24 protein-coding genes are annotated in these 25,390 nt (G+C 69.3%); 6 read left to right on the top strand and 18 right to left on the bottom strand.

Annotation, left to right across the window (positions count from 1 at the left end):
• Positions 1-96 precede the first annotated feature (96 nt).
• The 4 genes from IM689_RS07485 to IM689_RS07500 form a co-directional block, all read right to left on the bottom strand.
• Positions 97-798 carry a type II secretion system F family protein gene (locus IM689_RS07485; protein WP_193643510.1) on the bottom strand — a complete coding sequence of 234 codons (702 nt, stop codon included), beginning with the start codon at positions 796-798 and terminating at the stop codon, positions 97-99.
• Positions 795-1,919 carry a TadA family conjugal transfer-associated ATPase gene (locus IM689_RS07490; RefSeq protein WP_227484585.1) on the bottom strand — a complete coding sequence of 375 codons (1,125 nt, stop codon included), beginning with the start codon at positions 1,917-1,919 and terminating at the stop codon, positions 795-797. The genes IM689_RS07485 and IM689_RS07490 overlap by 4 nt, the downstream gene beginning before the upstream one ends.
• Positions 1,910-2,716 (bottom strand): hypothetical protein, encoded by an 807-nt coding sequence (locus IM689_RS07495; protein WP_193643511.1) that lies wholly within the window; start codon positions 2,714-2,716, stop codon positions 1,910-1,912. Before IM689_RS07495 ends, IM689_RS07490 begins: the two co-directional genes overlap by 10 nt.
• A gap of 378 nt (positions 2,717-3,094) precedes the next feature.
• Positions 3,095-3,937: a Fic family protein gene (locus IM689_RS07500; RefSeq protein WP_193643512.1), complete on the bottom strand. Its 843-nt coding sequence runs from the start codon at positions 3,935-3,937 to the stop codon at positions 3,095-3,097.
• A 154-nt stretch (positions 3,938-4,091) separates the two neighbouring features.
• Here IM689_RS07500 and acs point away from each other — a divergent pair, with 154 nt between their 5' ends.
• The 3 genes from acs to IM689_RS07515 all read left to right on the top strand — a co-directional run bounded on the left by acs (position 4,092) and on the right by IM689_RS07515 (position 8,124).
• Positions 4,092-6,038 carry an acetate--CoA ligase gene (acs, locus tag IM689_RS07505; RefSeq protein WP_193643513.1) on the top strand — a complete coding sequence of 649 codons (1,947 nt, stop codon included), beginning with the start codon at positions 4,092-4,094 and terminating at the stop codon, positions 6,036-6,038.
• Positions 6,039-6,207: 169 nt separating this feature from the next.
• On the top strand, positions 6,208-7,584 hold the full coding sequence (gene nhaA, locus IM689_RS07510; protein ID WP_227484586.1) for a Na+/H+ antiporter NhaA: 1,377 nt from the start codon (positions 6,208-6,210) through the stop codon (positions 7,582-7,584).
• 135 nt (positions 7,585-7,719) lie between these two features.
• The gene (locus IM689_RS07515) at positions 7,720-8,124 is read left to right on the top strand and encodes a phage holin family protein (protein WP_047312490.1); all 405 of its coding nucleotides are present in this window, start codon (positions 7,720-7,722) and stop codon (positions 8,122-8,124) included.
• An 88-nt stretch (positions 8,125-8,212) separates the two neighbouring features.
• On the opposite strand, the gene IM689_RS07520 is transcribed toward IM689_RS07515, so the two are convergent.
• Positions 8,213-8,866, bottom strand: a complete 654-nt coding sequence (locus tag IM689_RS07520; protein WP_193643514.1) for an NUDIX hydrolase — start codon at positions 8,864-8,866, stop codon at positions 8,213-8,215.
• Positions 8,863-9,735, bottom strand: coding sequence for an endonuclease III (gene nth / locus IM689_RS07525; protein WP_193643515.1), 873 nt, complete (start codon positions 9,733-9,735; stop codon positions 8,863-8,865). Before nth ends, IM689_RS07520 begins: the two co-directional genes overlap by 4 nt.
• Before the next feature lie 129 nt (positions 9,736-9,864).
• Here nth and IM689_RS07530 point away from each other — a divergent pair, with 129 nt between their 5' ends.
• Positions 9,865-10,542, top strand: a complete 678-nt coding sequence (locus IM689_RS07530; RefSeq protein ID WP_047312491.1) for a Crp/Fnr family transcriptional regulator — start codon at positions 9,865-9,867, stop codon at positions 10,540-10,542.
• A gap of 79 nt (positions 10,543-10,621) precedes the next feature.
• Here the strand turns inward: IM689_RS07530 and IM689_RS07535 are convergent, their stop codons facing one another.
• From IM689_RS07535 to IM689_RS07555, 5 genes are all read right to left on the bottom strand, one after another.
• Entirely contained in the window at positions 10,622-11,455 is an 834-nt protein-coding gene (locus tag IM689_RS07535; RefSeq protein ID WP_319803834.1) for an MBL fold metallo-hydrolase, read from the bottom strand.
• Complete coding sequence (locus IM689_RS07540; protein WP_052947109.1) at positions 11,452-12,312, bottom strand: NUDIX hydrolase; 861 nt, start codon at positions 12,310-12,312, stop codon at positions 11,452-11,454. The genes IM689_RS07535 and IM689_RS07540 overlap by 4 nt, the downstream gene beginning before the upstream one ends.
• On the bottom strand, positions 12,312-12,776 hold the full coding sequence (locus IM689_RS07545; RefSeq protein ID WP_047312493.1) for a RidA family protein: 465 nt from the start codon (positions 12,774-12,776) through the stop codon (positions 12,312-12,314). The genes IM689_RS07540 and IM689_RS07545 overlap by 1 nt, the downstream gene beginning before the upstream one ends.
• Positions 12,777-12,782: 6 nt before the next feature.
• Entirely contained in the window at positions 12,783-12,938 is a 156-nt protein-coding gene (locus IM689_RS07550) for a DUF4177 domain-containing protein (protein WP_118914533.1), read from the bottom strand.
• Positions 12,939-13,022: 84 nt separating this feature from the next.
• A complete protein-coding gene (locus IM689_RS07555) occupies positions 13,023-15,386 on the bottom strand; it encodes a transglycosylase domain-containing protein (protein ID WP_193643516.1) in 2,364 nt (787 codons plus the stop codon).
• A gap of 211 nt (positions 15,387-15,597) precedes the next feature.
• On the opposite strand from IM689_RS07555, the gene IM689_RS07560 reads away from it, so the two are divergent.
• Entirely contained in the window at positions 15,598-15,927 is a 330-nt protein-coding gene (locus IM689_RS07560) for a WhiB family transcriptional regulator (protein WP_047312494.1), read from the top strand.
• 67 nt (positions 15,928-15,994) lie between these two features.
• Here IM689_RS07560 and IM689_RS07565 read toward each other — a convergent pair whose 3' ends face one another.
• Complete coding sequence (locus tag IM689_RS07565) at positions 15,995-16,450, bottom strand: GatB/YqeY domain-containing protein (RefSeq protein WP_047312495.1); 456 nt, start codon at positions 16,448-16,450, stop codon at positions 15,995-15,997.
• A gap of 36 nt (positions 16,451-16,486) precedes the next feature.
• Here IM689_RS07565 and IM689_RS07570 point away from each other — a divergent pair, with 36 nt between their 5' ends.
• Positions 16,487-17,632 carry a metallophosphoesterase gene (locus IM689_RS07570; protein WP_227484587.1) on the top strand — a complete coding sequence of 382 codons (1,146 nt, stop codon included), beginning with the start codon at positions 16,487-16,489 and terminating at the stop codon, positions 17,630-17,632.
• 18 nt (positions 17,633-17,650) lie between these two features.
• On the opposite strand, the gene IM689_RS07580 is transcribed toward IM689_RS07570, so the two are convergent.
• From IM689_RS07580 to kdpF, 6 genes are read right to left on the bottom strand one after another with little or no spacing between them, the layout of a single operon-like run.
• Positions 17,651-18,328 carry a response regulator gene (locus IM689_RS07580; protein ID WP_193643517.1) on the bottom strand — a complete coding sequence of 226 codons (678 nt, stop codon included), beginning with the start codon at positions 18,326-18,328 and terminating at the stop codon, positions 17,651-17,653.
• Positions 18,325-20,964, bottom strand: a complete 2,640-nt coding sequence (locus IM689_RS07585) for an ATP-binding protein (protein WP_193643518.1) — start codon at positions 20,962-20,964, stop codon at positions 18,325-18,327. The genes IM689_RS07580 and IM689_RS07585 overlap by 4 nt, the downstream gene beginning before the upstream one ends.
• Before the next feature lie 37 nt (positions 20,965-21,001).
• The gene (gene kdpC, locus IM689_RS07590; protein WP_144694304.1) at positions 21,002-21,574 is read right to left on the bottom strand and encodes a potassium-transporting ATPase subunit KdpC; all 573 of its coding nucleotides are present in this window, start codon (positions 21,572-21,574) and stop codon (positions 21,002-21,004) included.
• 1 nt (position 21,575) lies between these two features.
• On the bottom strand, positions 21,576-23,591 hold the full coding sequence (gene kdpB, locus IM689_RS07595) for a potassium-transporting ATPase subunit KdpB (protein WP_038569586.1): 2,016 nt from the start codon (positions 23,589-23,591) through the stop codon (positions 21,576-21,578).
• Positions 23,588-25,225 carry a potassium-transporting ATPase subunit KdpA gene (gene kdpA / locus IM689_RS07600; protein WP_129664863.1) on the bottom strand — a complete coding sequence of 546 codons (1,638 nt, stop codon included), beginning with the start codon at positions 25,223-25,225 and terminating at the stop codon, positions 23,588-23,590. The genes kdpB and kdpA overlap by 4 nt, the downstream gene beginning before the upstream one ends.
• Before the next feature lie 11 nt (positions 25,226-25,236).
• Positions 25,237-25,338 (bottom strand): K(+)-transporting ATPase subunit F, encoded by a 102-nt coding sequence (gene kdpF / locus IM689_RS07605; protein WP_197079011.1) that lies wholly within the window; start codon positions 25,336-25,338, stop codon positions 25,237-25,239.
• Positions 25,339-25,390: the final 52 nt, after the last annotated feature.

The following is a 25,390-nucleotide window of genomic DNA, read 5'->3' on the forward strand; positions in this document are numbered from 1 at the left end:
GTTGCTTCGCCTCCCGCCGGGATGCACCGAAGGCACGTTCGGTCAGGGGCCGAGCGGGCCAGACGCCAACGGCGAGAAGAACCAGTGTGAGGGCGATCACGGCGTCACCGCCGGAGGCTTGAGAGCCGAGGCAACCATGCGCTGCGACCAGGTGGCGCCGGCCCACAAGAGGGCCAACCCGGGCCACAGGGTGAGCAGGCCCGATGTGCCGCTGTAGATCTCGAAGACATCCACGCCGAGCATCCACGCGAGCGCCATGCCCAGAACTGGCAGGAGGACGAGGACACCCATCGTGGCCTTAGCGCCCGCGGTCGCTGCCTCCAGGGCTCGATCGTGGCGACGGCGTGCCCGTAGGTCCGCTGCCGCACTCGTCACGGCGTCGGCCAGCGGACACCCGTGTCGATCGGACATCTCCCACGCCGCCGCAATGTCAGCGCACGCCGGCAGCCTCCACATGACGCCCAGTCCGCGCCAGGTGTCCGCGAGATCTCCACCGGAGCGGACCGCGTGACGCAACCGCTGCCACCCCTGGCTCGAGTGGGTGCCCCCGTCTGCGTAGGGGGCGACAACGAGCTCGACAGCATTCGACGTAGGAGCACCGGCTCGCAGAACGGCACCGAGCGCATCCAGAACGGCGAGACATTCGGCCTGGGGATCACTACGAGCGAGCAGACCGAAGCGCGACCCGGTTCGCGGGGTGGGCGTCAGCGCGAGCCATCTCGGGGCGGGCCACAGCCCAACGGCGACTGCGAGCGCGAGCGCGCACCACCACAGGGCGGTGTCGGACGGCCACGTCATGACGCCGCTCCGTCCATGAGCGCGCCGAGTTCGTCCCACGCCTCACCACGGCGCCCACCTCTCCAGGCGCTGCGCACCGTGAGGCCGCGGTGATCGCCGTCGAGGACCCCGATGCTCCCCACCCGACGTAGCCCGCCGGATCGCTCGAGGTGCACCACGACCCGGAGCGCGGAGCGCAACTGCGTACGCACGGCCTCGGGGCTCAACCCGGCCAGCGCGCCGAGCGCTTCGAACCGGGCGGGGACGTCACGTGGCGCGTTGGCGTGCACGGTGCCGCATCCACCCTGGTGGCCGGTGTTGAGCGCAGACATGAGTTCGCGCACCTCCGCGCCACGTACCTCGCCGACGACGATGCGATCCGGGCGCATCCGCAACGACTGGCGCACGAGCGTGGTGAGGCTGACCTCGCCGACGCCCTCGACGTTCGGACGTCGTGCTTCGAGCCGCACCACGTGAGGGTGAGCCACCGACAGTTCACGGACGTCCTCGACGAGCAGAATGCGCTCCGAGATCGGCACGCGGGCCAACATTGCGCCCAGCAGTGTCGTCTTGCCGGTTCCCGTGCCTCCGCTCACGACGAAGGCCGTTCGGCTCGTCACAAGTCGCGTGAGCAGGCTCTCGACCTCGGAGGAAACGCTCCCGAGCCGCACGAGGTCCTCGAGCAGCGGTCGTTCCTTCGCCGGCACACGCAGGCTGAGGTGGGCGGCACCTTCGACGAGCGGTGGCAGCAGCGCGTGCAACCGAGCACCGCCGGGCAGTACGGCGTCGACGAACGGGCTCGCGTCGTCGAGCCGCCGCCCGGCCACGGCGGCGAGCCGTACCGCGAGACGCCTCACCGCCTCCGCGTCCCCGAGGTCGACCCCGACTTCCTCGAGGCCTTCTCCGCGGTCGATCCACACCCCGTCACAACCGTTGACGAGGACGTCGGTGACTCCCTCGATCTCGATGACACCCTGGAGCGGGCCGGCCCCGAGCACGTCAGCTCCGAGGCGCTCCCCCAGCACCGAGGTCTGCGCTCGTGAGTACACGGGAGCGTCCGCATCGACGATCGCCTCGAGCGCCGCAGCACTCGGTGCCCGTCCGGCGTAGATCTCCTTCCACATGCCTTCTGCTACGCCCATGCCATGCTCCGACCACGCGAGCGGACATAGATGACCACATCCTGAACGAGGCGAGTCATCGTCCGCTCGTCCTCGCCCGGCCAGCGACCGGCAAGCACGTCGTCGGCTGCTCGGTGCCCCAGACGCCACCGGGTGGGCCCGGACGTCACGACCTCCAGATCGAGCGACTCGCCGAGTGCCACACGGGCCCGAGCGTCGGCCTCGAGCGTGACGAGCACCGGCATGAGCTCTCCGTCCAGCTTGTCGACGTACTGCTGGGCGGCTGCCATAGAGCACACGGTTCCGCGCACGAGGAGGACGATGACGTCGCACTCCGTCGGTTCTGCGGGCTCGTGGGGCGCCAACGTGACGACCGACCACGCCGCTTCGCCCGCGAGCGCCCCCAGCACCGCGCTCCGCACGAGGCGATCGTGAAGACGGGGTGCACCTCGTCCGTGCGAGAGCACCCGGACCCCGTCACGTTCCGGCAGTGCGGCGAGGAGCTTCTGCGCGTTGATGTCGGGGCCTGCGCCTCGCAGCGCGTCCCAGCGTGCGCCCGCCTCACGGTCGAGGTCGAGAACGACGTCGAGACCACCAGTGCCCGGTTGGCCGTCGACGAGGACGACCGGGCCGTGGTCCCGCGCCGTTCGATCCGTGCCTCGAGACCGTGCGAGATGCCGTGCCACGGCACAGGCGAAGTAGGCGGCGTCGGCAGCTGAGTCAGGGCAGACCACCCCGATCCGGCGCAGTTCGCCGCGCTCGCTGCCCACCTCGTCGGGGGCTGATGGGCCGAAGAAGTCGGCGTCGAACTCGTCCATGCACGCCAGCGTCGGCCCACCACCTCGACACCGTCCATGACGCGTCGGACGATCTTGTGGACGAGGCCGCCTGAACTACTGAAACGGCGCTCACCGCGTCGCAGATGTGGACGACGGACCCGTCCGGAGGCCACGCGGCCGCACGGGAGTAGAGGCAGGACATACGACAACCCCCACCGGGGGGACGGTGGGGGCTGTCTTTACGTGCATACCCTTGGGGGTGCGGTATGCACGTCAGCGCTCGACCCGGAGGGAGCGCACGCTCCTAATGTGCCATGAGTGGCCACGCGTTGCAACCGGCCCGCACATACCCGGCCAATACAGTATCAACGGTTCGATAAATGAGAAACCGACTCGCCGGACGTTTTTTATTTGTTCTTATCGCAGACGGCCGGCCAAAACGGCGTCCGAAATGGCGCCTCCTTCGGCGGCGCCCCGCTCCAGTGCCCCCGCGCTGAACTGCAGCCACAGGGCCACACCGTCGCGCGTTCCCGAGGCATAGGCGGCCAGGGCACCCGCATATCCCGCGCTCGCTTCACGCAGGTAGCCCACCTCGGGCACGGCCACACCTGTCGGGTCGAGCCCACACGCCTGCACAAGTGCGCGCTCGAAAGCCCGTGCCACCACACCGTTTCCGCGCACGAACGGACGCATCACGGCGATCTCCGCATGCGCAATGGCCCCGACGACGAGGGCCGGCACCTTTTCGTGACACGCCACCACCTCGTACAGCCCGGCCAGACGCCCCGGCAGGTCGAGCGGGTCGCACGCCGGGCCGGCCTCGACGAGTTCCTCGCACGTCTCCCCCGGCGACCGCGGACGCCCCACCTCGTCGGCGGAGAGCAGTTGCGAACCGGCGGCCACGTGCAGACGCGCCAACGCCTGCGCGGGCGACGACAGGATGATCGAACGAACGTGCTCACTCTCGAGCGTCCCCTGAACACTCGCACGAAGCACTCGCTCGAGCGGGTCCGGCTCGGGCGGCCACTCGGTCATCCCCATGACGAGTTCACGCACGACATCGACGGAGACCTCGGCGCCCTCCAGCGCCGCGCCGGCCCGGGCGCCACGCACGCGCGACTCGGCGGCGGCCTGCGCCGTACGCCGGCGCAACGCGTTGTGCCAGCGCAGTTGGGTGCACGCCTCGCGGGCTCGCGTGAGGCCTGCCTCGACCTCGGGGATCGTCGCGAGCGATTGCAGAGCTTCGAGGGTGCCGGGCATGGGCATCAGCGTACTTGGACGCCGACGGAAACTACCGGCGAGTATCCACCCCCGACTTCCCAACCCCACGCGACGATGGGGTAGAAAAGCAGCCAAGTGTTGTGACCTACGCCTCGTTTCGGCGTGGTCGAAGCCGACGGAAGGAAGACAAGACATGTCCGAGACCGCCGAAGAGTACGGCCCCTTCCCTCCGAGCCCGGAGTTCAGCGAGCAGGCCGTCGGGCAGAAGTCGCTCTACGAAGAGGCCGACGCCGACCGCGAGGCGTTCTGGGCCAAGCAGGCGCGCGAGCGCCTCACCTGGGCCAAGGATTTCGACGAGGTGCTCGACTGGAGCGAGGCCCCCGTCGCCAAGTGGTTCGTGGGCGGCGAGCTCAACGTGGCCTACAACTGCGCCGACCGTCACGTCGAGGCCGGCAACGGTGACCGCGTGGCGCTGCACTTCGTCGGTGAGCCCGGCGACGAGCGCGACATCACGTACGCCGAACTCACCGAACTCGTGCAGAAGGCTGCCGGCGCGCTCAAGGCGGCGGGCGTCGAGAAGGGCGACCGCGTCGCCCTCTACCTGCCGATGATCCCCGAGGCCGTCATCTCGATGCTGGCCTGCGCACGCCTCGGCGCCGTGCACTCCGTCGTCTTCGGCGGCTTCTCCTCCGACGCGCTGCGCACGCGCATCGCCGACGGCGAAGCCAAGGTCGTCATCACGGCCGACGGTGGCTACCGCCGCGGCAAGCCGAGCGCTCTCAAGCCCGCCGTCGACGAGGCCGTCAGCGGCGAGACGACGGTGCAGAAGGTCATCGTCGTCAAGCGCACCGGCGAAGAGACGGAGATGACCGACAAGGACGTCTGGTGGGACGACGCCCTCGAGGCCGCCGAGCCCGCCACCGAGTACGAGGCCTTTGATTCGGAGCACCCGCTCTTCATCCTCTACACCTCCGGCACCACAGGTAAGCCGAAGGGCATCTTCCACACGACAGGTGGCTACCTCACGCAGGCGGCTTACACGAACGCCGTCGTTCACGATGTGCACCCGGGCGAGGACGTCTACTGGTGCACCGCCGACGTGGGCTGGGTCACCGGCCACAGCTACATCGTCTACGGCCCGCTGGCCAACGGCGTCACGCAGGTGCTCTACGAAGGCACGCCGGACAGCCCGCACCAGGGCCGCTGGTGGGAGATCGTGCAGAACAAGAAGGTCTCGATCTTCTACACGGCGCCCACGGCCATCCGCACGTGCATGAAGTGGGGCAAGGAGATCCCCGCCGAGTACGACCTGTCGTCGGTCCGTGTGCTCGGCAGCGTCGGTGAGCCGATCAACCCCGAGGCGTGGATGTGGTTCCGCGACAACATCGGCGGGGGTTCGGCGCCGATCGTCGACACGTGGTGGCAGACGGAGACGGGCGCCATCATGATGTCGGCCCTGCCCGGCGTCACGTCGCTCGTGCCCGGTTCGGCCCAGGCGCCGGTGCCCGGCATCACGGCCGACGTCGTCGACGAGGAGGGCAAGTCCGTCGGCAACGGCGAGACCGGCTACCTCGTCATCCGCGACCCGTGGCCGTCGATGCTGCGCGGCATCTGGGGCGACCTGCAACGCTACAAGGACACCTACTGGTCGCGCTTCGAGGACATGTACTTTGCCGGTGACGGCGCGAAGCGTGACGAGGACGGCAACATCTGGGTGCTCGGTCGTGTCGACGACGTCATGAACGTCTCGGGCCACCGCCTGTCGACGTCGGAGATCGAGTCGGCGCTCGTCTCGCACGACGCCGTCGCGGAGGCCGCAGTCGTCGGTGCCGCCGACGAGACGACCGGTCAGGCCGTGTGCGCCTTCGTCATCCTGCGCGAGGAGGCTCGCGACCAGGCCGCTGACGACGACAAGCGCGAGGAGCTCGTCCAGGCGATGCGTACGCACGTCGGCAAGCAGATCGGCGCCATCGCGAAGCCGAAGACGATCCTCGTCGTCGACGAGCTGCCGAAGACACGTTCGGGCAAGATCATGCGCCGCCTGCTCAAGGACGTCGCCGAGGGCCGCGAGGCCGGTGACGCGACGACGCTCGCCGACCCGAGCGTCATGGAGAAGATCCAGGCAGGTCTGAAGAAGTAAGCCGCAGAGCGATCCGACGATGCGCGGGTGGGGCAGGCGCCCCGCCCGCGCATCTTTTCGCGAGAACGACGACAGCCGGTAAAATCGTGGACGGTGTGCCGGGAAGTCTGGTCGGCCGTTCGCGTGAGGCGCGGATGACGACGACCACCCCTGCCCGAGGAGATTCACCATGGCCAAGCGCCACAAGAACAGCCTTCCGCCGATGAAGGACGAACAGCCGAGCTTCGAAGAGTTCAAGGAAGCCGCGCACGTCGCCCCCGTCGCCGTCGCAGGACGGCTGACCCGCCGCCTCTTCACCCGCGGCACGTGGCCCGAGGCCCAGCGCGTCAAGGAACTGCTGCGCACCGAGACCATCGGCGGCCTCATCCTGCTCGCCGCTGCGGTCGCCGCGATCGTCTGGGCGAACTCGCCCTGGCGTGACGGTTATGAGGCCCTGCGGGACGCGCACATCGGCCCCGACTTCCTCGGGCTCAACATGTCGGTGGCGCACTGGGCCGCCGACGGCCTGCTCGCCGTGTTCTTCCTCGTCGTCGGGCTCGAACTCAAGCACGAGTTCGTCGCCGGCGACCTGCGCAACCCGGCAGCCGCCGCAGTGCCCGTCATCGCTGCCGCGTGTGGTGTCGCAATGCCTGCGCTCGTCTACGTCGCGATCAACGCCGCAGCCGGCGGCGAAGGGCTCAAGGGGTGGGCCATCCCGGCCGCCACGGACATCGCGTTCGCCCTCGCGGTGCTCGCCGTCATCGGTTCGCACCTGCCCACGGCGCTGCGTTCGTTCCTCCTGACGCTCGCCGTCGTCGACGACCTCATCGCCATCACGATCATCGCGATCTTCTACAGCAAGGGCTTCTCGCTCGGCTGGCTGCTCGCCTCGATCGCGGTTGTGGCAGTCTTCGGCTTCCTCACCCAGCGCGGCATCAAGCACTGGGCGCTCCTCGCGCCGCTCGCGATCGTGGCGTGGGTCTTCATGTACAAGTCCGGCGTTCACGCCACGATCGCCGGCGTGCTGCTCGGCCTCGTCGTTCCGGTCAAGGGCAAGCACGCCCTCGCCCACCGCATCGAACACCGTCTGCGCCCCTATTCGGCAGGGTTCGCCGTGCCGGTCTTCGCGTTCTTCTCCGCCGGCGTCACCGTCGTCGGCACGAGCATCACCGAGACGCTTGCGGACGCCGTCACGCTCGGCGTCATCGCCGGCCTCGTGCTCGGCAAGGTCGTCGGCATCTTCGGCAGCACGTTCCTCGTCAGCAAGTTCACGAAGGCCAAGCTCGACGAGAACCTCTCGTGGGCCGACGTGTTCGGCCTCAGCCTCCTCGGCGGCATCGGCTTCACCGTCAGCCTCCTCATCGGCGAGCTCGCGTTCGGCACCGGAAGCGTCAAGGACGACCACGTCAAGGTCGGCGTGCTGCTCGGCAGCCTCCTGTCCGCGCTCCTCGCGAGCATCGTGCTCGGACGCCGCAACCGCATCTACCGCCGCATCGAGGAAGAGGAGACGCGCGACGCCGACCGAGACGGTGTGCCGGACGTCTACCAGCGGCCCGAACCGGCCTGAACCGCACCGAACCGAGGAGCCGGTAGGCGCGAATCGGCCGATATCGGTAGTGTGTCCATCGAATAGAAAACGTGTGATGCGACGGACGGCCGCCACCTCGACGAGGTGACGCCGCCTGCTGAACAGGAGATAACCATGGCCCTCAACACCCCCCGGGGCTCCGAGCGCACGCTCGGTCAGCTCGTTTCGGACGCTTCCGCTGACCTCTCGAACATCGTCAAGGGCGAGATCGACCTGGCGAAGATTGAGATCAAGGCTGACGTGCAGAAGGCCGGCAAGGGTGGCGGCATGCTCGCTGCCGCCGGTGTCGTCGCCCTGTTCTTCGTCGGCTTCCTCCTGACGGCCCTCGCCTGGGCCATCTCGGAGGTTCTCGACTGGCCGAACTGGGCCGGCTTCCTCATCGTCGCGGGCATCCTCGCGCTCGTCGCCGGAATCCTCGCCCTCGTCGGTATCAAGTCGATCAAGAAGGTCAAGGGCAAGCCGGTCAAGACGATCGACAACGCGCAGAAGACCGTCGCGGCCATCAAGCCCGCCAAGTGACGTTCTGACCTGCCGCACGAAGGCGGCTCACCCTCGAGGGTGGGCCGCCTTCGTCATGTTCGCCTTCCTCATGTTCCCGGCCGGGCGTTCAGCTGAGGAAGCGATCGGGCACCTGACGCTCGTCGTCGCGGTTCCACGAGCGCGCGACGCCCCCGGTGGTCAGGACCGCGTCGAGCACGAACGCCGTGAAGCCCCAGATGTAGAAACCGTCGACCTCGAACCCCGGCCCCTTGAAGCCGCGCGGGTGTGTGACCGTGTGGCGGTTCGCCGGGTCAACGAGATCGCGGACGGAGATGCGCGCGACGCGAGCGACCTCGACGGGGTCGAGCACCGAGATGTCGGACGGTACGTTCCACCAGGCGAGCACGGGGCAGACCTCGTAGTTCGTCACGGGCAACGCGACCGGCTGCAGTTCACCCATGACGTGGACGCCCTCGGGCACGAGCCCGATCTCCTCGTTGGCCTCACGCAGCGCGGTGTCGGTGAACGTGACGTCCTGCGGTTCGACCCCACCACCGGGAAAGGACACCTGCCCCGCGTGCTTGCGCAGGTTGGTGGCTCGCTCGGTGAGCACCACGTCTTCCCCGCCGTCGTCGTTCGGGCCGAAGAGCATGAGGATGGCAGAGGCCTTGGAGCCCTGCTCGGGACGCGGCCACCCCGCGCACAGGTCGCCGCGGCGACCGGCGTCGAGCACCGTGTCCAGCCAGGGCGGAGGCGTGGCGTCGCCCACCGGCACGCTCATCGGGCCTCGCCCTGCGCCCCTGCACCGGAGTGACGTGGCACGACCGGCGTTCCTCGATGCCCGGTCGAGAAGGAGGCGTCGGGCACTCCCCCGTCGACGAGCAGCGGCACCGGCGCCTCACCACCCTTCGGGGCCGCGAGTTCGTACTTGAGCAGGGCGCGCGCCTTGTCCGGGTCGGTCTCGCCGTCACCGAAGGACGGGCACCACTGCGCCACCGGGCAAACGCCGCATGCGGGCTTGCGGGCGTGGCAGATCCGTCGGCCGTGGAAGACGACGACGTGGCTGAGCATTGTCCAGTCCTTGCGCGGGAACATCTCGCCCACCTCGGCCTCGACAGCGACCGGGTCGGTCGACGTCGTCCAGCCGAAGCGGCGCGCGAGGCGCCCGAAGTGGGTGTCGACCGTGATGCCCGCAACACCGAACGCGTTGCCAAGCACGACGTTGGCGGTCTTGCGTCCGACGCCCGGCAGCGTCACGAGGTCGGCGAGCTTGCCCGGCACCTCGCCGTCGAAACGTTCGACGAGTTCCTGACCGAGCTTGATGACCGAGCGCGTCTTCGCCCGGTAGAAGCCGGTGGGACGCAGGATCTCCTCCATCTCGCTCGGCTCCGCCGACGCCAGTGCCGCAGCGTCCGGGTAGCGACGGAAGAGCACCGGCGTGACCTTGTTGACCCCGACGTCTGTGGTCTGCGCCGAGAGGATGGTGGCCACAAGGAGTTCGAGCGGCGACTCGAAGTCGAGTTCGGCTCGCGCGTACGGGTACTGCTCCACGAGTCTGCGGTAGATGCGGCGTGCCTGACGCACCCGCCCCGTGGCGGTCTCGGGCACGCGCGCGGCCCGCTTCGGCGGCGTCACGGTTTCGGAGGTCATGCCCACACCCTAGAACGCCCCACCGACACCACCGAGCACCTCATCTGCTGGACGAACGAGCGCCTTTTTCCGCGCTTTCCTGGAAGTGAACTGTGTGGAGCGTCACCCGAAACGTGGCAGGATGGAGGCGTGGACATTGAAGTAGTGCGTCAAGCTCCCCTCTTCGCCGCGCTGACGGACGAAGACGCCCAGGCCCTTCTGCAGCGCATGTCGCGCGCCCGTATCGAGCGCGGCGACATCCTCTTCGAAGAAGGGGAGGAGGGCGACCGCCTGTACATCATCACCTCCGGCAAGGTGAAGCTCGGCCGCCGCTCCCCCGACGGTCGCGAGAACCTGCTCGCGATCCTCGGCCCGGGTGAGATGTTCGGCGAGCTCAGCCTCTTCGATCCGGGCGCCCGCACGACCACGGCCACGGCCGTCGCCGGCACCGACCTCGTAGCGCTGGGTCACACCGAACTCACCGAGTTCGTCTCGTCGCGCCCCGACGTGGCCGTCAAGATGCTCGGCTCCATCGCTCGCCGCCTGCGTCGCACGAACGAAGCGCTCGGCGATCTCGTCTTCACCGACGTTCCCGGCCGTGTCGCCAAGGCTCTGCTCGACCTCGCGAGCCGCTTCGGCCGTCAGGTCGACGACGGCGTCCTCGTCGCGCACGACCTCACGCAGGAGGAGCTGGCTCAGCTCGTCGGCGCCTCCCGCGAGACCGTGAACAAGGCTCTGGCCGACTTCGCCAGCCGCGGCTGGCTCAAGCTCGAGGCCCGCGCCGTGACGTTGCTCGACGTCGAGCGCCTTCAGCGCCGCGCCCGCTGAGGCCGCACTCACCTCGGTTGACAGCGAAGCGCCCGTCCCTTGCGGGGGACGGGCGCTTCGCTGTGTCGTCGGGCTGTTCTCAGAGGCGGCCGAGATGGGCCAGCTGCGCCTTGACGACGGCCTCCACCGCCGGGCGCAGCTGCGGGCCGATGTCGCTGTAGACGCCGTCCACGACGGCGCCGACGAGCTCGTCACCCTGCGCCGGCGAGTCGCCATTCTCGGAGTCGACGTCGGCCAGCACGGTCCGCACCTCGTCGAGGCGCTCCTGGCGGTGGGCGCGGTACCGCTCGACGACGGGAGCGGCGTCGGCTCCGACAGGTCCGTGCCCCGGCGCCAGGACGACGACTCGCTCCCCCGCCTGCGCGACGAGCGCGATGAGGGCGTCGAGCGTCGCGAGATAGGCCGTGAGGTCGCCGTCGGGGTAGGCGACGAAGCTGCTGCCCTCGCCGAGAATCGTGTCGCCGCTGAAGAGGACGTCGACGCCGTCGCGCTGGAGGACGAAGGCGGCTGAATCGCGCGTGTGGCCCGGCGCGAGCAGAACCTGGAGGTCGCCGATCATCTCGCCGTCGGCGAAGGCGTCGCCACCCGAGCCGCCACGCAACGCGACCGCGAGGCCGTGCCCACGAAGCGCCTCGACGAGCGCACTCGCACCGCCCTCGTGGTCGTCGTGGTGATGGGTGAGCAGCACGACGACACGCGTGGCCTCGGCGCCCCGCACGGCGTCCATGATCGCGTCACGGTGGCCGGCGTCCTCGGGCCCCGGGTCGACGACGGCGACGAGCGAGCCGTCTCCGCCCGAAGCTTCCTCCAGGGCGATGACGTACGTGTTCGTGCCGGTGAGCGTCATCGGGCCGGGGTTGTCGCAGCGCAGGTGTCGCACGCCGCTGGGGAGTCGGTCGAGTTGATCGGTCACAGGTTCACCTCCGCGTGAAGGTAGGGCCCGTCGGGGCCCTTCAGCAGTTCGGGGCGCGTGGGGAGGAAGTGGAAGCCGCGTGCCTGCTCGAGCGCCTCGGTGGCACTCGTCGCCCGGGAGAGGCGCTCGAGCGCCGTGCGCGTCGGGGGCAGGAGGCGGGCTCGCCCAGCCTCGGCTTCTGCCAGCATGGCTTCGGGCCGAACCCACTGACCTCGCTGCGACTCACGCGACACGGCATCGGCAGTGGCACCGTCCGGCAGCAGCGCCGTGAGGAACCAGGTGTCGAAGCGGCGGCTCTCGAACGCGGGCGTGATCCACCGGTCGACGGCCTCGACGAGGTCTCCACGCAGCGTCAGGCCTGCAGCAGCCTCGGTGAACGAGACCTCGTGAGCCTCGACCTGAGTGCGGCGCGCCCTCCACTCGTCGGTGGCGACGTCGACGATCGCGTCGCCGTCCCCCTCGGACGCGAGAAGCACTCCGGCCTCCTCGAACAGCTCGCGCAACGCGCACACGAGCACACTGAGCGCCTCGTCGTGCCCGACGCCGAGCCGATCGGCCCACGCCTGCTCGCCACCCGCGGGGCTGCGCAGGCGGTGCGCCGGAGCGTCGTCGACGCCGAGGTCGGCGGGGTCGACGCGTCCACCCGGGAAGACCCAGGTGGACGGCGCGAAATCCATCGTCGCGGCGCGTTCGATCATGAACACCTCGACGGGCTCACCGCGCACCAACAGGACGGTGGCGGCCTGCGCCGGAACCGTCGGCTCCGGGCGCGGTTGCGTGTCGTCGAACCAGCGCTCGGCTGCCTTGGCGAAGGGGCCGATCGGGAAGTCGCGAGGCTGCCTCGGGATGTCGCTCATCAGTCGGCGACGGCGACCGTGATCTCGACCTCGACCGGAGCGTCGAGCGGGAGCACCGCGACGCCCACAGCCGAACGGGCGTGGACACCGGCGTCACCGAAGGCCGCACCGAGCAGCTCGGAGGCGCCGTTGATGACGCCGGGCTGACCGGTGAAGGCCGGGTCGCTGGCCACGAAGCCGACGACCTTGACGACGCGCGTCACCGTGTCGAGGTCACCGACGACACTCTTGACGGCGGCGATGGCGTTGAGGGCACATGTCCGCGCGAGTTCGGCCGCCTGCTCAGGCGTGACGTCGGCACCGACCTTGCCCGTGGCGGCGAGGTTACCCGCCACCATCGGCAGCTGACCCGAGGTGTAGACGAGGTTGCCCTCACGCAGCGCGGGGACGTAGGCAGCCACCGGCTTGGCAACCTCGGGCACCTCCAGCCCGAGCTTCGCGAGGTTCTGCTCGACCTGAGCCATCGCCGATCAGGCCTTCGGACGCTTGAAGTAGCCGACGAGGCCGTTGCCGTCGGGGCCGGGAACGATCTGAACGAGCTCCCAGCCGTCCTCACCGAAGTTGTTGAGGATCTGCTGCGTCGCGTGAATCATGATCGGCGCGGTGAAGTATTCCCATTTCTGCATGCCCCCACCGTAGCCCGCAGACCCTGTTCGGGGACGACGAAGCCCGCCCCACATCTCGTGTGGAGCGGGCTTCGCTCGTGCCGGTCAGGGCTTGATGTACAGAGTGACCTTCTTGCCCTCGCCAATCTTCTGACCAGCTGCGGGATCGGTCTTCCAGACCTGGCCGGAGGAGACCTCGCCCGAGTCCTGCTTGACCACCGTGGCCTGCAGCTTCAGACGCGCAAGTTCGGCCTTCGCATCCGCCTCGCTGCGACCCTTGAGCTGCGGGACGGTGATCTGATCGCCCTTGATGACGCCCGAGCCCGGCTCGGGGAACGCCTTCTTCGGAAGACCCTTGCTGATGGCGTCCATCGTTTCCTTCCACACCGGCGCGGCGATGTCGCCACCGTAGAGGAAGTTACCGACGTGCTTGGGGCCGATGGTGACGTTCTTGATCGGGTTGGTGTTCTCGCCACCGCGTCCGACCCAGATCGCCGTCGAGTACTGCGGGGTCGAACCGACGAACCAGGTGTGCAACGAGCCGTCGACGGTACCCGTCTTGCCGAAGGCCTGACGCCCCTCGGCAAGAGCAGCCGACTTGGCCGTACCGTCCTGGCCGAGAACCGACTTGAAGATCTTGGCGACTCCGCGCGACTCTTCGGCCGGCATGGCCTGCTTGCACGGGTTCGGCGCGAGCTTCACCGGGCGACCGTTCGCCTGCTTGATCGAGATGACCGGGCGCGGTGCGCAGTACTTGCCGTCGGCCGCGACAGTGGCGAAGGCGTTCGCCATCATGACCGGGCTCGACGAACCGGAGCCGAGCACGATCGAGGAGGGGTCGGGGTTGATCTCGGACCAGCCGCCGCTCTTGAAGTCGGACGCATAGACGCCGAGACGCTTGTAGGCGTCGCGGACATTGCACGGACCGAGCTGAGCGACGAGCACACCGAACGCCGTGTTCACCGACTCAGCCGTGGCCTTGGACAAGGACATCGGACCGGCGGGCACCTGGTGGTCGTTGCCGACCGACCACACGCCGCGGCCCTGACCGCACTTGCCCGGGAAGTTCTGCGAGGTGAAGTTGTAGACCGGGCGCCCTTCCTTGGTGCTGTTCATGCGAGGAACGTTGACCGTCGAGTCGACCGCGCGGCCCTGGTGCATGGCCTCGACGATGGCGAAGATCTTCGCCGTCGATCCGATCGGGAACCCGGAGCGCGGATAGTTGACCGAGGTGTTGAACGAATCCGTACCCGCGACGGAGTACTTCGTGTTCTGCGCCATGGCCTCGACGTAGCCCGTGCCGGGTTCGATGATGACGCCGGCGGCCTGGACGTCGGCGCCGTTCTCGACGGGCACGCGCTTCTTGAGGTTCGCATCGAGCGCGGCCATCTTCTTCGGGTCGAGCGACGTCTGAATGACGAGGCCGCCGGTACGAAGCTTGCCGAGGCGCTCCTTGCGCGTCTTGCCGAGGGCAGGCTGCTGCGCAATCCACTGCGTCACGTAGTCGCAGTAGTAGGGGTACTTGCTCGTGGCGCAACCACCCGAGGAGTTCTCCTCGAGCTTGAGGTTGAGCGGCGAGTTGATCGCCTTGCGGCCCTGTGCCTCCGTGATGAAGCCCTGGTCGATCATCTTCTGGATACCGATGTTGCGACGCTTGACGGCCGCCTCGGGGTTCTTCACGGGGTTGGTGGCGTCCGGCAGGTTGACGACACCGGCGAGCGTGGCCGCTTCGGCGATCGTCAGGTCCTTGGCCGGGTGCCCGAAGTAGTGGCGCGATGCCGCTTCGACGCCGTACTGGAGCTGACCGAAGTAGACGAGGTTGAGGTAGCTCGTGAGGATCTGGTCCTTGGTGTGCGTCTTCTCGAGGTCGACGGCGTACTTGAGCTGCTTGAGCTTGCGAATGTAAGCCTTCGCACCGCTCTGGGCGACCGCCTCCTTGGCGGCCTCCTTGTCACCACTTTCCAGCGCCTGACGCTGGGCAGCCACCTTGACGTACTGCTGCGTCAGGGTCGAGGCGCCCTGGGTGCTCGAGGAGAACAGGTTCGACGCGATGGCTCGCGCGATGCCCCGCTTGTCGAGGGCCCCGTGCTGGTAGAAGCGTTCGTCCTCGATGGCCACCTGGGCGTCTTTCATGACCTTCGGGATGGCACTGCTCGCGACGACGATGCGGTTCTCGTCGTACGGGGTCGCGATGACGCTGCCGTCCTTCGCCAGGATCTTGGACTGCTGGCTCAGAGCGTTCTCGGCGAACTCGGACGGGATGTTGTTGAACATCTTGACGCCGCTCTTGACGCCCGCGCCACCCATGCCGGTGACCGGCAGGAGAACGCCTGCCAGGAGCAGACCGAGGGCCACAGAGGTCGCGACGAAGGCGCCGAGCAGACTGAGGACGTTGCTCGTCGTCGAATTGCTCCGGCGCTTCTTCTTCGCAGCCGGACGGACCGCTGCGGCAGAGGGCTTTCCACGCATACTGGCCAGAGTATCGGGGTCACCTGAGAATCTCGGCGAGGCAGGTGCGGCGTGCCCGACCCGATCCCAGGGGGCCCGTCACGGATGTACTACTTCGATTTAGCACACCGAGGATATGGAAACTCGTCAGTAACTTTGCCTAGTCTGCGTATAGCTCAACAACGACGTGGTCTACGCCACAGCGTCATCCGCACCAACAGGGGAGGCACAGATGACGATCATGACCGAGGAAACCCAGACGCCCGTCTGGGACGAGAACTGGGCGGCTCGCGCCCAGTGCGCGGCCACCGCGCCGGACGATCTCTTCGCCAAGGGGGCTGCTCAGCAGACGGCGAAGGTGATCTGCCAGCGTTGCCCGGTCGTCGCGGAATGCCTCGCGGACGCGCTCGACAACCGCACCGAGTACGGCGTCTGGGGCGGCATGACGGAACGTGAGCGTCGCGCGTTGCTGCGCCGTCGCCCTGACGTGAAGTCGTGGACCACGCTCTTCAAGATGGCTCGCGCCGACGAGGTCGCTGCCGGCATCAACCGCAGCGCCTGACCGGCCGAAACCACGAAGGCCCCGCACCGATCGGTGCGGGGCCTTCGCGCGTATCCAGGAGCGTGCGTCAGGCAAGAGCCTTCTTGACGGCGGCAGCGACGCGACCACCCTCGGCCTGGTCGCCGATCTTGGGCTTCACGACGCCCATGACCTTGCCCATGTCCTTCATGCCGGACGCTCCGGTGGCGGCGACGGCCTCGGCCACGACGGCGTCGATCTCCTCGTCGGACAGCTGCTTGGGCAGGTAGCCCTCAAGGCAGGCGAGCTCGGCCTGCTCCTTCTCGGCGAGCTCGGTGCGCCCGGCGCCGATGAACGCGTCGGCGGCCTCGCGGCGCTTCTTCGCCTCCTTGACGACGACGGCCATGACCTCGTCGTCGGTGAGGTCGCGGTGCTCCTTGCCGGCCACCTCCGCGTTCGAGACGGCCGTGAGCACCATCCGCAGGGTGGAGCTGCGCACGCCGTCCCGCTCACGGATCGCGTCGGTGAGGTCGCTCTGCAGTCGGGCCTTGAAGGATTCGCTCATGGGGCCATTCTTTCACCCCGGTGAGAGAATCCCGGCATGAGTTTTCACCGCCCCTCGACCTCGAACGCCGCCCTCCGCACCGCCGCAGGCGCGGTGGCCGCAGGCGTCGGGGCACTCGCGTGGGGCACGCTCGTCGAGCGCAACTGGTACGCGTTGCGCCGGTTCGAGATGCCGGTGCTCGCGCCCGGCAGTGCTCCGCTACGGGTGCTGCACGTGAGCGACCTTCACATCGTGCCGCGTCAGGAGCGACGTATTCAGTGGGTGCGCGAGCTGGCCCGTCTGGAGCCCGACTTCGTCATCAACACCGGTGACAACCTCAGTGACGAGGACGCCATCCCATCGGCGCTGCGCGCGATGGAACCGCTCATGGCGTTCCCCGGCGCGTTCGTCTTCGGCTCGAACGACTACTTCTACCCGAAGCTGAAGAACCCGCTGCGCTACTTCGACGACTCGCACGCGAAGGGCGAGGAGATGGGCGTGGGCAGGTTCGATGTCGAGCCGCTGCGTTCCGGGTTCACCGGGGGCGGATGGCTCGACCTCACCCATCGACGCGAGCGAGTCGAGGTGGCGGGGGTTCCGCTCGAACTCGTCGGCGTCGACGATCCGCATCTTGAGTACGACGACTACGCGCAGGTCGCCGACGAGGCCGCGTCGCGCCGAGGTGAGGTGGCCGCGACGATCGGCGTCGTCCACGCGCCGTACACGCGCGTGCTCGACGCGATGACGGCCGACGGCGCGGACGCCGTCATCGCCGGTCACACGCACGGCGGGCAGCTGTGCGTGCCGTTCCACGGCGCGCTCGTGACGAACTGCGACCTCGACACCTCGCGCGTCAAGGGCGTCTCGCGCTGGTGGCCCGGCGCGTCCGGCGTCGACTCGACGCGGGCCGTGCCGATCGGGCCGGGTGCGCTCGCACCGGGCGGCTCGCCCCTCGACTCCGCCGCCGAGATCGGCGAGCGCTTCGACGTCCTCGACGCCCACCGCGTGCACAACGACTCGGTCTCGCGCTCGGAGGCTACGGCGCGCGAACGGCGCCGCACCGCGCTGCCGTCGTCCGCCGCGCCCGACGACGCGGCGTGGCTGCACGTCTCCGCCGGGCTCGGACACAACAAGTACACGCCCGTGCGCTTCGCCTGCCGTCCCGAGGCGACACTCATCACGCTGACGGCGAAGGCGCACTGACGAGCCCTGCGCGGCGCGTCAGCGCAGCACATAGCCGATGCCGGGTTCGGTGACGATCCAGCGCGGGCGGGACGGTTCGGGTTCGAGCTTGCGACGCAGCTGCCCGCAGTAGACGCGCAGGTAGTTCGACTCGCGCCCGTACTGCGGCCCCCACACGGCGCGCAGCAGTTGCTCGTGCGGCACGACGCGCCCGCGGTGGCGCGCGAGTTCGGCGAGCAGGCGCCATTCCGTCGGCGTGAGGTGGACGGCCCCCGTCGGCCCGCTCGCCTCGTACGTCGTGAAGTCGAGCGAGAAGTCCGCGGTGACGACGGGCGCCGGGCCGGACGGTTCGGCGCCGCCTCGCCGCAGCGCGGCCCGCACGCGCGCCATGAGCTCCTCGATGCCGAACGGTTTCGTCACGTAGTCGTCGGCACCCTCGTCGAGCGCCTCGACCTTGTCATCGGCTTCCTGACGAGCCGACAGCACGATGACAGGCACGCTCGAGCTCTGACGCAGTCGGCGCAGCACCTCGACGCCGTCGAGGTCGGGCAGGCCGAGGTCGAGGACGACGAGGTCGGGCATCGCGTCTGCGCACGTGCTGAGCGCATCGAGGCCGCACCCGACGGTCTCGACGTCCAAGCCGCGCGCCTTGAGGTTGATGCGCAGCGTCCGCGCGATCGTCGGGTCGTCGTCGACGACGAGCACTCGTTCATTCATGAGTCACCGCGCGTGGTTGCGTCTGCGAACCGGGTATCGACCGGCTGGTCGGCCTCAGCGTCCTGGGGCCGGGCCTCGGGCGCCGACTCGGGTTCCGATTCAGCGCCGGGCTCGGCCTCGCTCGTCGCACCCGCTGCGTTCGCCACGGCCGGCAGGACGATGACCATCGTGACACCTCCACCGGGAGTGGTCTCCGCCTCCAGCATGCCGCCCATTGCCTCCGTCAGGCCGCGCGCGACGGCGAGACCGAGCCCGATGCCGTCACCCGCGGGTGCGTCGCCGTAGCGCTGGAAAGGCCGGAATATCTCTTCGCGCGCCTCGTCGGGGATGCCGGGGCCGTGGTCGGCGACGCGTAGTTCGACGCGCGGGCCGAGCGCACTCGTCGTCACGACGACGCCGTCGCTGCCGCCGTGACGCAGGGCGTTCTCGAGGACGTTCGCGAGGACGCGGTCGAGCAGGCCGGGGTCGGCGACGACGTGGCGCGCGGCGTCGTCGAGGTGCCAGGTGACGCGATCGGGTGTCTCGAGGGCGCGCACCGCGGGTGTGACGACCTCGGCGAGGTCGATCTCGCGCGGGTTCGCGACGAGCGCGCCGGTCTGCAGCCGTGAGGCGTCGAGCAGGTTGCCGATGAGCGCATCGAGGCGATCGGCCGACGTCTCGACGGCTTCGAGCAGTTCCGCCTGGTCCTCCGGCGAGAACGTCACCTCGCCGCTGCGCAGGCTGCCGACGGCGGCCTTGATGCCGGCCAGGGGCGTGCGCAAATCGTGGGAGACGGCGGACAGCAGCGCGGTGCGCGCCTTGTTGTCGCGCGCGAGGGTGTCGGCCGACTCGGCGAGGTCGAGCAGCGCTCGACGGTGCAGCACGGCCGCCGCGTGCATCGCGTACGCCCCCAGCAGCCGCTGCCGCTCGGCGGGGACGGGGCGCCCCACGAGGACGAGGTCGTGCTCGTCGTCGATGCGCTCGACCGTCGTCTTCTCGCGCGGTAGCGCCTGCGCGGCGACGTCGCTGTAGCCGTCCGTCGAGGCGATGACGCTGCGACCCGGCCCGCGGGTGCGCACTACGGCCGCCGCGTCCTGGTCGAACATCTCGAGCGAGCGCGTGAGCAGCAGCGCGAACTGGTCGGCGGAGGACAGCATCGTGTGGCTGAGTTCGGCGAGCGCCGTCGCCTCCTGGTGCGAGGCGCTGACGTCGGCGGCCCGGCGGGCGCTCGCGTGGACGACGAGCGAGACGGCGGCGCCGATGACGACGAAGAGCACGAGCGCGACGACGTTCTGCGGGTCGGAGATCGTCAGCGTGCCGATGGGTGGGGTGAAGAACCAGTTGATGAGCAGGGACGACAGCACGCCGGCCGTGATCGCGGGCGCCATCCCGCCGATGAGCGCGACGACAACGGTGAGCAGCAGGTACAGCTGCACGATGAGCGGCAACCCGACGCCGGAGCGCAGCGGCACGAGCAGGGCGCTCAACAGCGCAGGGGCGGTCACCGAGGTGAGGAAGCCGAGCCGGACGCGGCGCGTCGACAACCCCTCACGTTCGGTCGGCGACGAGCCCACGTGCGCGAGCTCGTGCGTGACGACGTGGACGTCGATGTCCTCGCCCGAGCCGGCGATGATGCGCTCACCCGTGCCGGGTCGCAGCATCGCCTGGGCCCGCGAGCGCCGGCTGAGGCCGACGACGATCTGGTCGGCGTTGACGCCGCGCGCGTAGTGCAGGACGGCCTCGGCCGCGTCCGGCCCGCTGACGGTGTGGAACGTCCCGCCGAGTTCCTCGGTGAGGCGTCGCAGACCGCTGACGACGTCGGCCTCGGCGGTGCGCAGGCCGTCGTCGCGCACGACGAAGACGGCGTGCATCTCGCCGCCGCTGCCGCGCGCGGCCATGCGGGCGGCGCGGCGCAGCAGCGTCGCGCCCTCGCGCCCACCGGAGAGGGCGACGACGACGCGGTGACGTGTCGGCCACGTACCGACGATGTCGTGGTCGCTGCGGTAGGCCGTCAGGCTCTCCTCGACGCGGTCGGCGAGCCACAGCAGGGCCAGTTCACGCAGCGCCGTCAGGTTGCCCTGGCGGAAGTAGTTGGCGAGCGCCGCGTCGACCTTCTCCGGCTTGTAGACGTTGCCGTGCGCCATCCGTCGTCGCAGCGCCTCGGGCGCCATGTCGATGAGTTCGACCTGCTCGGCGCGCCGGACGACGACGTCCGGCACCGTCTCGCGCTGCAGCACGCCGGTGATGGCGAACGCCGCGTCGTTGAGCGATTCGAGGTGCTGGATGTTGACGGTGGAGACGACGTCGATGCCCGCCGCGAGCAGGTCCTCGACGTCCTGCCACCGCTTCTCGTGGCGCCCGCCCGGCACGTTGGTGTGCGCGAGTTCGTCGACGAGCGCGACCTGCGGCGCGCGCCGGAGCACGGCGTCGAGGTCCATCTCCTCGAGCATCGCGCCCCGGAATTCGCGCCGCAGTCGCGGCATGACCTCGAGGCCCTCGAGCGCGGCGGCCGTCGCGGTGCGCCCGTGGTTCTCGCAGAAACCGACGACGACGTCCGTCCCCCGCTCGGCCCGGCGTCGGCCCTCGGCGAGCATCGCCATGGTCTTGCCGACGCCGGGGGCCGCGCCGAGGTAGATGCGCAGCGTGCCTCGTGTCATGCGTCCATCTTCTTCTGCCGTCGCGGTTTCCGCCCGCTCAGCGAGCGGCGCGTTGCGCGAGTCCGACGTTCAGGTCGAGCACGTTCACCCGTTTGCCGCCGAGGTAGCCCAGGGCCGGCTTCTCGATGTGGGCGTCGATGATCTTCTCGACGTCGGCGACGCTCATCCCGCGGGCCTCGGCGATCCGTGGTGCCTGCCAGCGGGCGTAGACGACGCTGATGTCCGGGTCGACGCCGCTGCCGCTCGCGGTCAGCGCGTCGTCCGGGATCGGACCCTTCGCGTTCGGGTTGGCCTTCGTCAGCGCCGTGCGACGCTCGGCGATCGCCTTCTTCTGCTCGTCGGCGTTCTGGCCGAGGTTCGAGCCGCCGCTCTCGGCGCCGGGGGCGTCGACGGCGGACGGGCGCGCCGCGAACCACTTCGCGTCGCTCGTGGGCTGGCCGATGAGGCTGGAACCCACCTCGCGGCCCTCGGTGCGGACGATCGAGCCGTCCGCCCGGGCCGGCATCGCCCGCGCCGCGCCCGTGACGAGCAGCGGGTAGGCGATGCCGAGGACGACGGTGAGGACGAGGAGCGCACGCAGCGCGGCCCAACTCTGACGGAGAACGAACATGTCACTTCACTCCCGGGATGACGGACAGGACGAGGTCGATGAGCTTGATGCCGACGAAGGGCGCGATGACGCCGCCGACGCCGTAGACGAGCAGGTTGCGGCGCAGCATCGCGGCGGCACCGAGCGATCGGTACGCCACGCCCTTGAGCGAGAGCGGGATGAGCGCGACGATGACGAGGGCGTTGAAGATGACCGCCGACAGCATCGCCGACTCGGGGCTGTGCAGGTGCATGATGTTGAGCTTGCTGAGGCCCGGGAAGATGACGACGAACATCGCGGGGATGATCGCGAAGTACTTCGCGACGTCGTTGGCGATCGAGAACGTCGTCAGCGCTCCGCGGGTGATGAGCAGTTGCTTGCCGATGGCGACGACGTCGATGAGCTTCGTCGGGTCGGAGTCGAGGTCGACCATGTTGCCGGCCTCCTTCGCCGCCGATGTGCCCGTGTTCATCGCGACGCCGACGTCGGCCTGCGCGAGGGCGGGCGCGTCGTTCGTGCCGTCGCCGGTCATCGCGACGAGACGCCCGCCTTCCTGCTCGGCCTTGATGAGGCGCATCTTGTCCTCGGGCGTCGCCTCGGCGAGGAAGTCGTCGACCCCCGCCTCCTTCGCGATCGCGGCGGCCGTCAGCGGGTTGTCGCCCGTGATCATGACGGTGCGGATGCCCATCTCGCGCATCTGCGCGAAACGCTCGGCCATGCCGGGCTTGACGACGTCCTTGAGGTGGATGACGCCGAGCATGCGGGCGGTGCCGTCGGCGTCACGCTCGGCGACGACGAGCGGCGTGCCGCCGGCCTGGCTGATCGCCTCCACGCGTGCGTCGATGTCGTGCGCCATGTGGCCGCCCAGCTCGTGCACCCACGCGGCGACGGCCGAGCCGGCGCCCTTGCGGATGGCGCTGCCGTCGGGCAGGTCGATACCGGACATGCGGGTCTGCGCGGTGAACGGAACGGTGACGACGTCGGGGATCTCGGTCGCCGTGAACCCTTCTGCCGCAGCGTATTCGACGATCGAGCGACCCTCGGGCGTCTCGTCGGCGAGCGACGACAGGCACGCGGCGCGCACGAGGTCCTCGCGCGAGACACCCTCGACGGGGACGACGTCACCGGCGCGGCGGTTGCCGTAGGTGATCGTGCCGGTCTTGTCGAGCAGCAGCGTCGAGACGTCACCGGCGGCCTCGACGGCGCGTCCCGACATCGCGAGCACGTTGTGCTGCACGAGACGGTCCATGCCGGCGATGCCGATGGCGGACAGCAGGGCCCCGATCGTCGTCGGGATGAGGCAGACGAGCAGCGCGACGAGGACGACGAGCGACATGTCGTGGCCCGAGTAGCTCGCCATCGGCCAGATCGCCATGACGGCGAGGACGAAGATGATCGTCAGCGTCGTCAGCAGGATGCCGAGGGCGATCTCGTTCGGCGTCTTCTGCCGCTCGGCGCCCTCGACGAGCGCGATCATCCGGTCGATGAACGTCTCACCGGGCTTGCTCGTGATCTCGACGACAATGCGGTCCGACAGCACCGTCGTGCCACCGGTGACGGCGCAGCGATCGCCACCCGATTCGCGGATGACGGGCGCCGACTCACCGGTGATGGCCGACTCGTCGACCGTCGCGACGCCGTCGACGACGTCGCCGTCACCGGGGATGACCTCGCCGGCCTCGACGACGACACGGTCACCGACGCGCAGTTCGGTGCCGGGTACGCGCTCCTCGCCGCCGTGCGGCATGAGGCGGCGGGCGATCGAGTCGACGCGGGTCTGACGCAGCGTGTCGGCCTGTGCCTTGCCGCGCCCTTCGGCGATGGCCTCGGCGAGGTTGGCGAACAGGATCGTCAGCCACAGCCAGATCGTGACGGAGATCGAGAACACCGACGGGTGCATGATCGACAGCACCGTCGTGAGCACCGAGCCCACCCAGACGACGAAGATGACGGGGGTGCGCACGAGGTGGCGCGGGTCGAGCTTGCGCAGGGCGTCCGGCGCCGATTCGAGAGCCGTACGGGCGAGTGATGCGTTCACGAGAGGGCCTCCGCGATCGGGCCGAGAGCGAGTGAGGGGAAGAAGGTCAGCCCGGCGACGATGACGATGATGCCGACGAGCAGACTGGTGAAGACGGGCCCGTGGGTCGGCATCGTGCCGGCCGTGGCGGGGCGTCGCTGCTGCGAGACGAGCGCGCCGGCGACGGCGAGCACGAGCACGATCGGCAGGAAGCGTCCGAGGAACATGCACGCCGCGAGCGTGAGGTTGAGGTAAGGCTGGTCGGCCGACAGGCCCGCGAAGGCGGAACCGTTGTTGTTCGACGCCGACGTGTAGGCGTACATCATCTCGCTGAGGCCGTGCGGGCCGTGGTTGAGCAGGGCGTCCTTCGCGACGGGCAACACGACGCCGGCGGCGGTGAACACCAGCACGAGCGCGGGCATGACGACGACGGCGAGCGCCGCGTACGTGATCTCGCGGCGGCCGATGGCCTTGCCGAGCAGTTCGGGCGTGCGCCCGACCATGAGGCCGGCGATGAAGACGGTGAGCAGCGCGAAGATGATGATGTTGTACAGGCCGGTGCCGACGCCGCCGGGCGAGACCTCGCCGAGCATCATGTTGAGCATCATGAGGCCGCCGCCGAGGGGGCTCATCGAGTCGTGCATCATGTTGACGGCGCCGGTCGAGGTGCCCGTCGTCGCGGTGCCGAACAGTACCGATCCGACGATGCCGAAGCGTTGCTCCTTGCCTTCCATCGAGCCGAGCGCACCGCTCGTCTCGGCCCAGATGCCGAGGCCGGCGCTCAGGGTGAACAGGGCGCCCATGGCCGTCGTGAACACGGCGCCCTGACGCCGGTCGCCGACCATGAGGCCGTACATCCACGGCAGGGAGAAGGGGATCGCGAGCACGAGGAGGATCTCGAACAGGTTCGTCCACCCGTTCGGGTTCTCGAGCGGGTGCGCCGAGTTCGCGTTGAAGAATCCGCCGCCGTTCGTGCCGAGCAGCTTGATGACCTCCTGGGAGGCGACGGGGCCGCCCTGGATCGTCTGGCTGCCGCCGACGAGCGTCGTCACGTCGTGCGGGCTGCTGAGGTTCTGGATGACGCCGCCCGCGACGAGCACGAGCGCGCCGACGAACGCGATGGGCAGCAGGATGCGGGTGCAGCTGCGCACGAGGTCGACCCAGAAGTTGCCGATCGTCGCGGCGTTGCTGCGCGCGATCGCGCGGCACAGGGCGACGGCGACGGCGATGCCCGTCGCGGCGGAGACGAAGTTCTGCACGGTCAGGCCGGCCATCTGGACGGTGTACCCGGCGCCCGACTCACCGCCGTAGCTCTGCCAGTTCGTGTTCGTCGTGAACGACACGGCCGTGTTGAAGGCCGTGTGCCAGTCCTGGCTGCGCCCCAGGCCCCAGGGCAGGACGCCCTGCGCCATGATGAGCGCGAACAGCAGCACGACGGACGCGACGCCGAACATGACGCTGGCGATCGCGTACGTGCGCCAGCCCTGCTCGACGCGCGGGTCGACGCCGACGGCGCGGTAGATGAGGCGCTCCGGCGCCCAGTCACGCTCGTCCGTGAAGCAGCGGTACATCCAGGTGCCGAGCGGCACGTGGATGAACGCCAGCAGCAGCGCGATGGTGGCGATCATGCAGATCGCCTGAAGAGTGACGTTCATGTGCGCGGCCCTCAGAACTTCTCGGGCCGGATGAGGGCGTACAGCAGGTACCCCAGCAGTGCGAGGGCGATGATGCCCGCGATGACGATTTCGATCATGGATCGAGCGTGCAACCGCCCAGGCGGCGCACCGCTCGTCTTGAGGTCGCCTTGTCGCGTCTTGACG

Source organism: Dermacoccus barathri (assembly GCF_015070805.1).
GTDB classification, from domain to species: domain Bacteria; phylum Actinomycetota; class Actinomycetes; order Actinomycetales; family Dermatophilaceae; genus Dermacoccus; species Dermacoccus abyssi.

Bases quoted from the DNA above. Each gene is read 5' to 3' on its own strand.
- IM689_RS07485 (WP_193643510.1), bottom strand. From the start codon at position 798: ATGACGTGGCCGTCCGACACCGCCCTGTGGTGGTGCGCGCTCGCGCTC.
- IM689_RS07490 (WP_227484585.1), bottom strand. From the start codon at position 1,919: ATGGGCGTAGCAGAAGGCATGTGGAAGGAGATCTACGCCGGACGGGCA.
- IM689_RS07495 (WP_193643511.1), bottom strand. From the start codon at position 2,716: ATGGACGAGTTCGACGCCGACTTCTTCGGCCCATCAGCCCCCGACGAG.
- IM689_RS07500 (WP_193643512.1), bottom strand. From the start codon at position 3,937: ATGCCCGGCACCCTCGAAGCTCTGCAATCGCTCGCGACGATCCCCGAG.
- acs (WP_193643513.1), top strand. From the start codon at position 4,092: ATGTCCGAGACCGCCGAAGAGTACGGCCCCTTCCCTCCGAGCCCGGAG.
- nhaA (WP_227484586.1), top strand. From the start codon at position 6,208: ATGGCCAAGCGCCACAAGAACAGCCTTCCGCCGATGAAGGACGAACAG.
- IM689_RS07515 (WP_047312490.1), top strand. From the start codon at position 7,720: ATGGCCCTCAACACCCCCCGGGGCTCCGAGCGCACGCTCGGTCAGCTC.
- IM689_RS07520 (WP_193643514.1), bottom strand. From the start codon at position 8,866: ATGAGCGTGCCGGTGGGCGACGCCACGCCTCCGCCCTGGCTGGACACG.
- nth (WP_193643515.1), bottom strand. From the start codon at position 9,735: ATGACCTCCGAAACCGTGACGCCGCCGAAGCGGGCCGCGCGCGTGCCC.
- IM689_RS07540 (WP_052947109.1), bottom strand. From the start codon at position 12,312: ATGAGCGACATCCCGAGGCAGCCTCGCGACTTCCCGATCGGCCCCTTC.
- IM689_RS07545 (WP_047312493.1), bottom strand. From the start codon at position 12,776: ATGGCTCAGGTCGAGCAGAACCTCGCGAAGCTCGGGCTGGAGGTGCCC.
- IM689_RS07550 (WP_118914533.1), bottom strand. From the start codon at position 12,938: ATGCAGAAATGGGAATACTTCACCGCGCCGATCATGATTCACGCGACG.
- IM689_RS07555 (WP_193643516.1), bottom strand. From the start codon at position 15,386: ATGCGTGGAAAGCCCTCTGCCGCAGCGGTCCGTCCGGCTGCGAAGAAG.
- IM689_RS07560 (WP_047312494.1), top strand. From the start codon at position 15,598: ATGACGATCATGACCGAGGAAACCCAGACGCCCGTCTGGGACGAGAAC.
- IM689_RS07565 (WP_047312495.1), bottom strand. From the start codon at position 16,450: ATGAGCGAATCCTTCAAGGCCCGACTGCAGAGCGACCTCACCGACGCG.
- IM689_RS07570 (WP_227484587.1), top strand. From the start codon at position 16,487: ATGAGTTTTCACCGCCCCTCGACCTCGAACGCCGCCCTCCGCACCGCC.
- IM689_RS07580 (WP_193643517.1), bottom strand. From the start codon at position 18,328: ATGAATGAACGAGTGCTCGTCGTCGACGACGACCCGACGATCGCGCGG.
- IM689_RS07585 (WP_193643518.1), bottom strand. From the start codon at position 20,964: ATGACACGAGGCACGCTGCGCATCTACCTCGGCGCGGCCCCCGGCGTC.
- kdpC (WP_144694304.1), bottom strand. From the start codon at position 21,574: ATGTTCGTTCTCCGTCAGAGTTGGGCCGCGCTGCGTGCGCTCCTCGTC.
- kdpA (WP_129664863.1), bottom strand. From the start codon at position 25,225: ATGAACGTCACTCTTCAGGCGATCTGCATGATCGCCACCATCGCGCTG.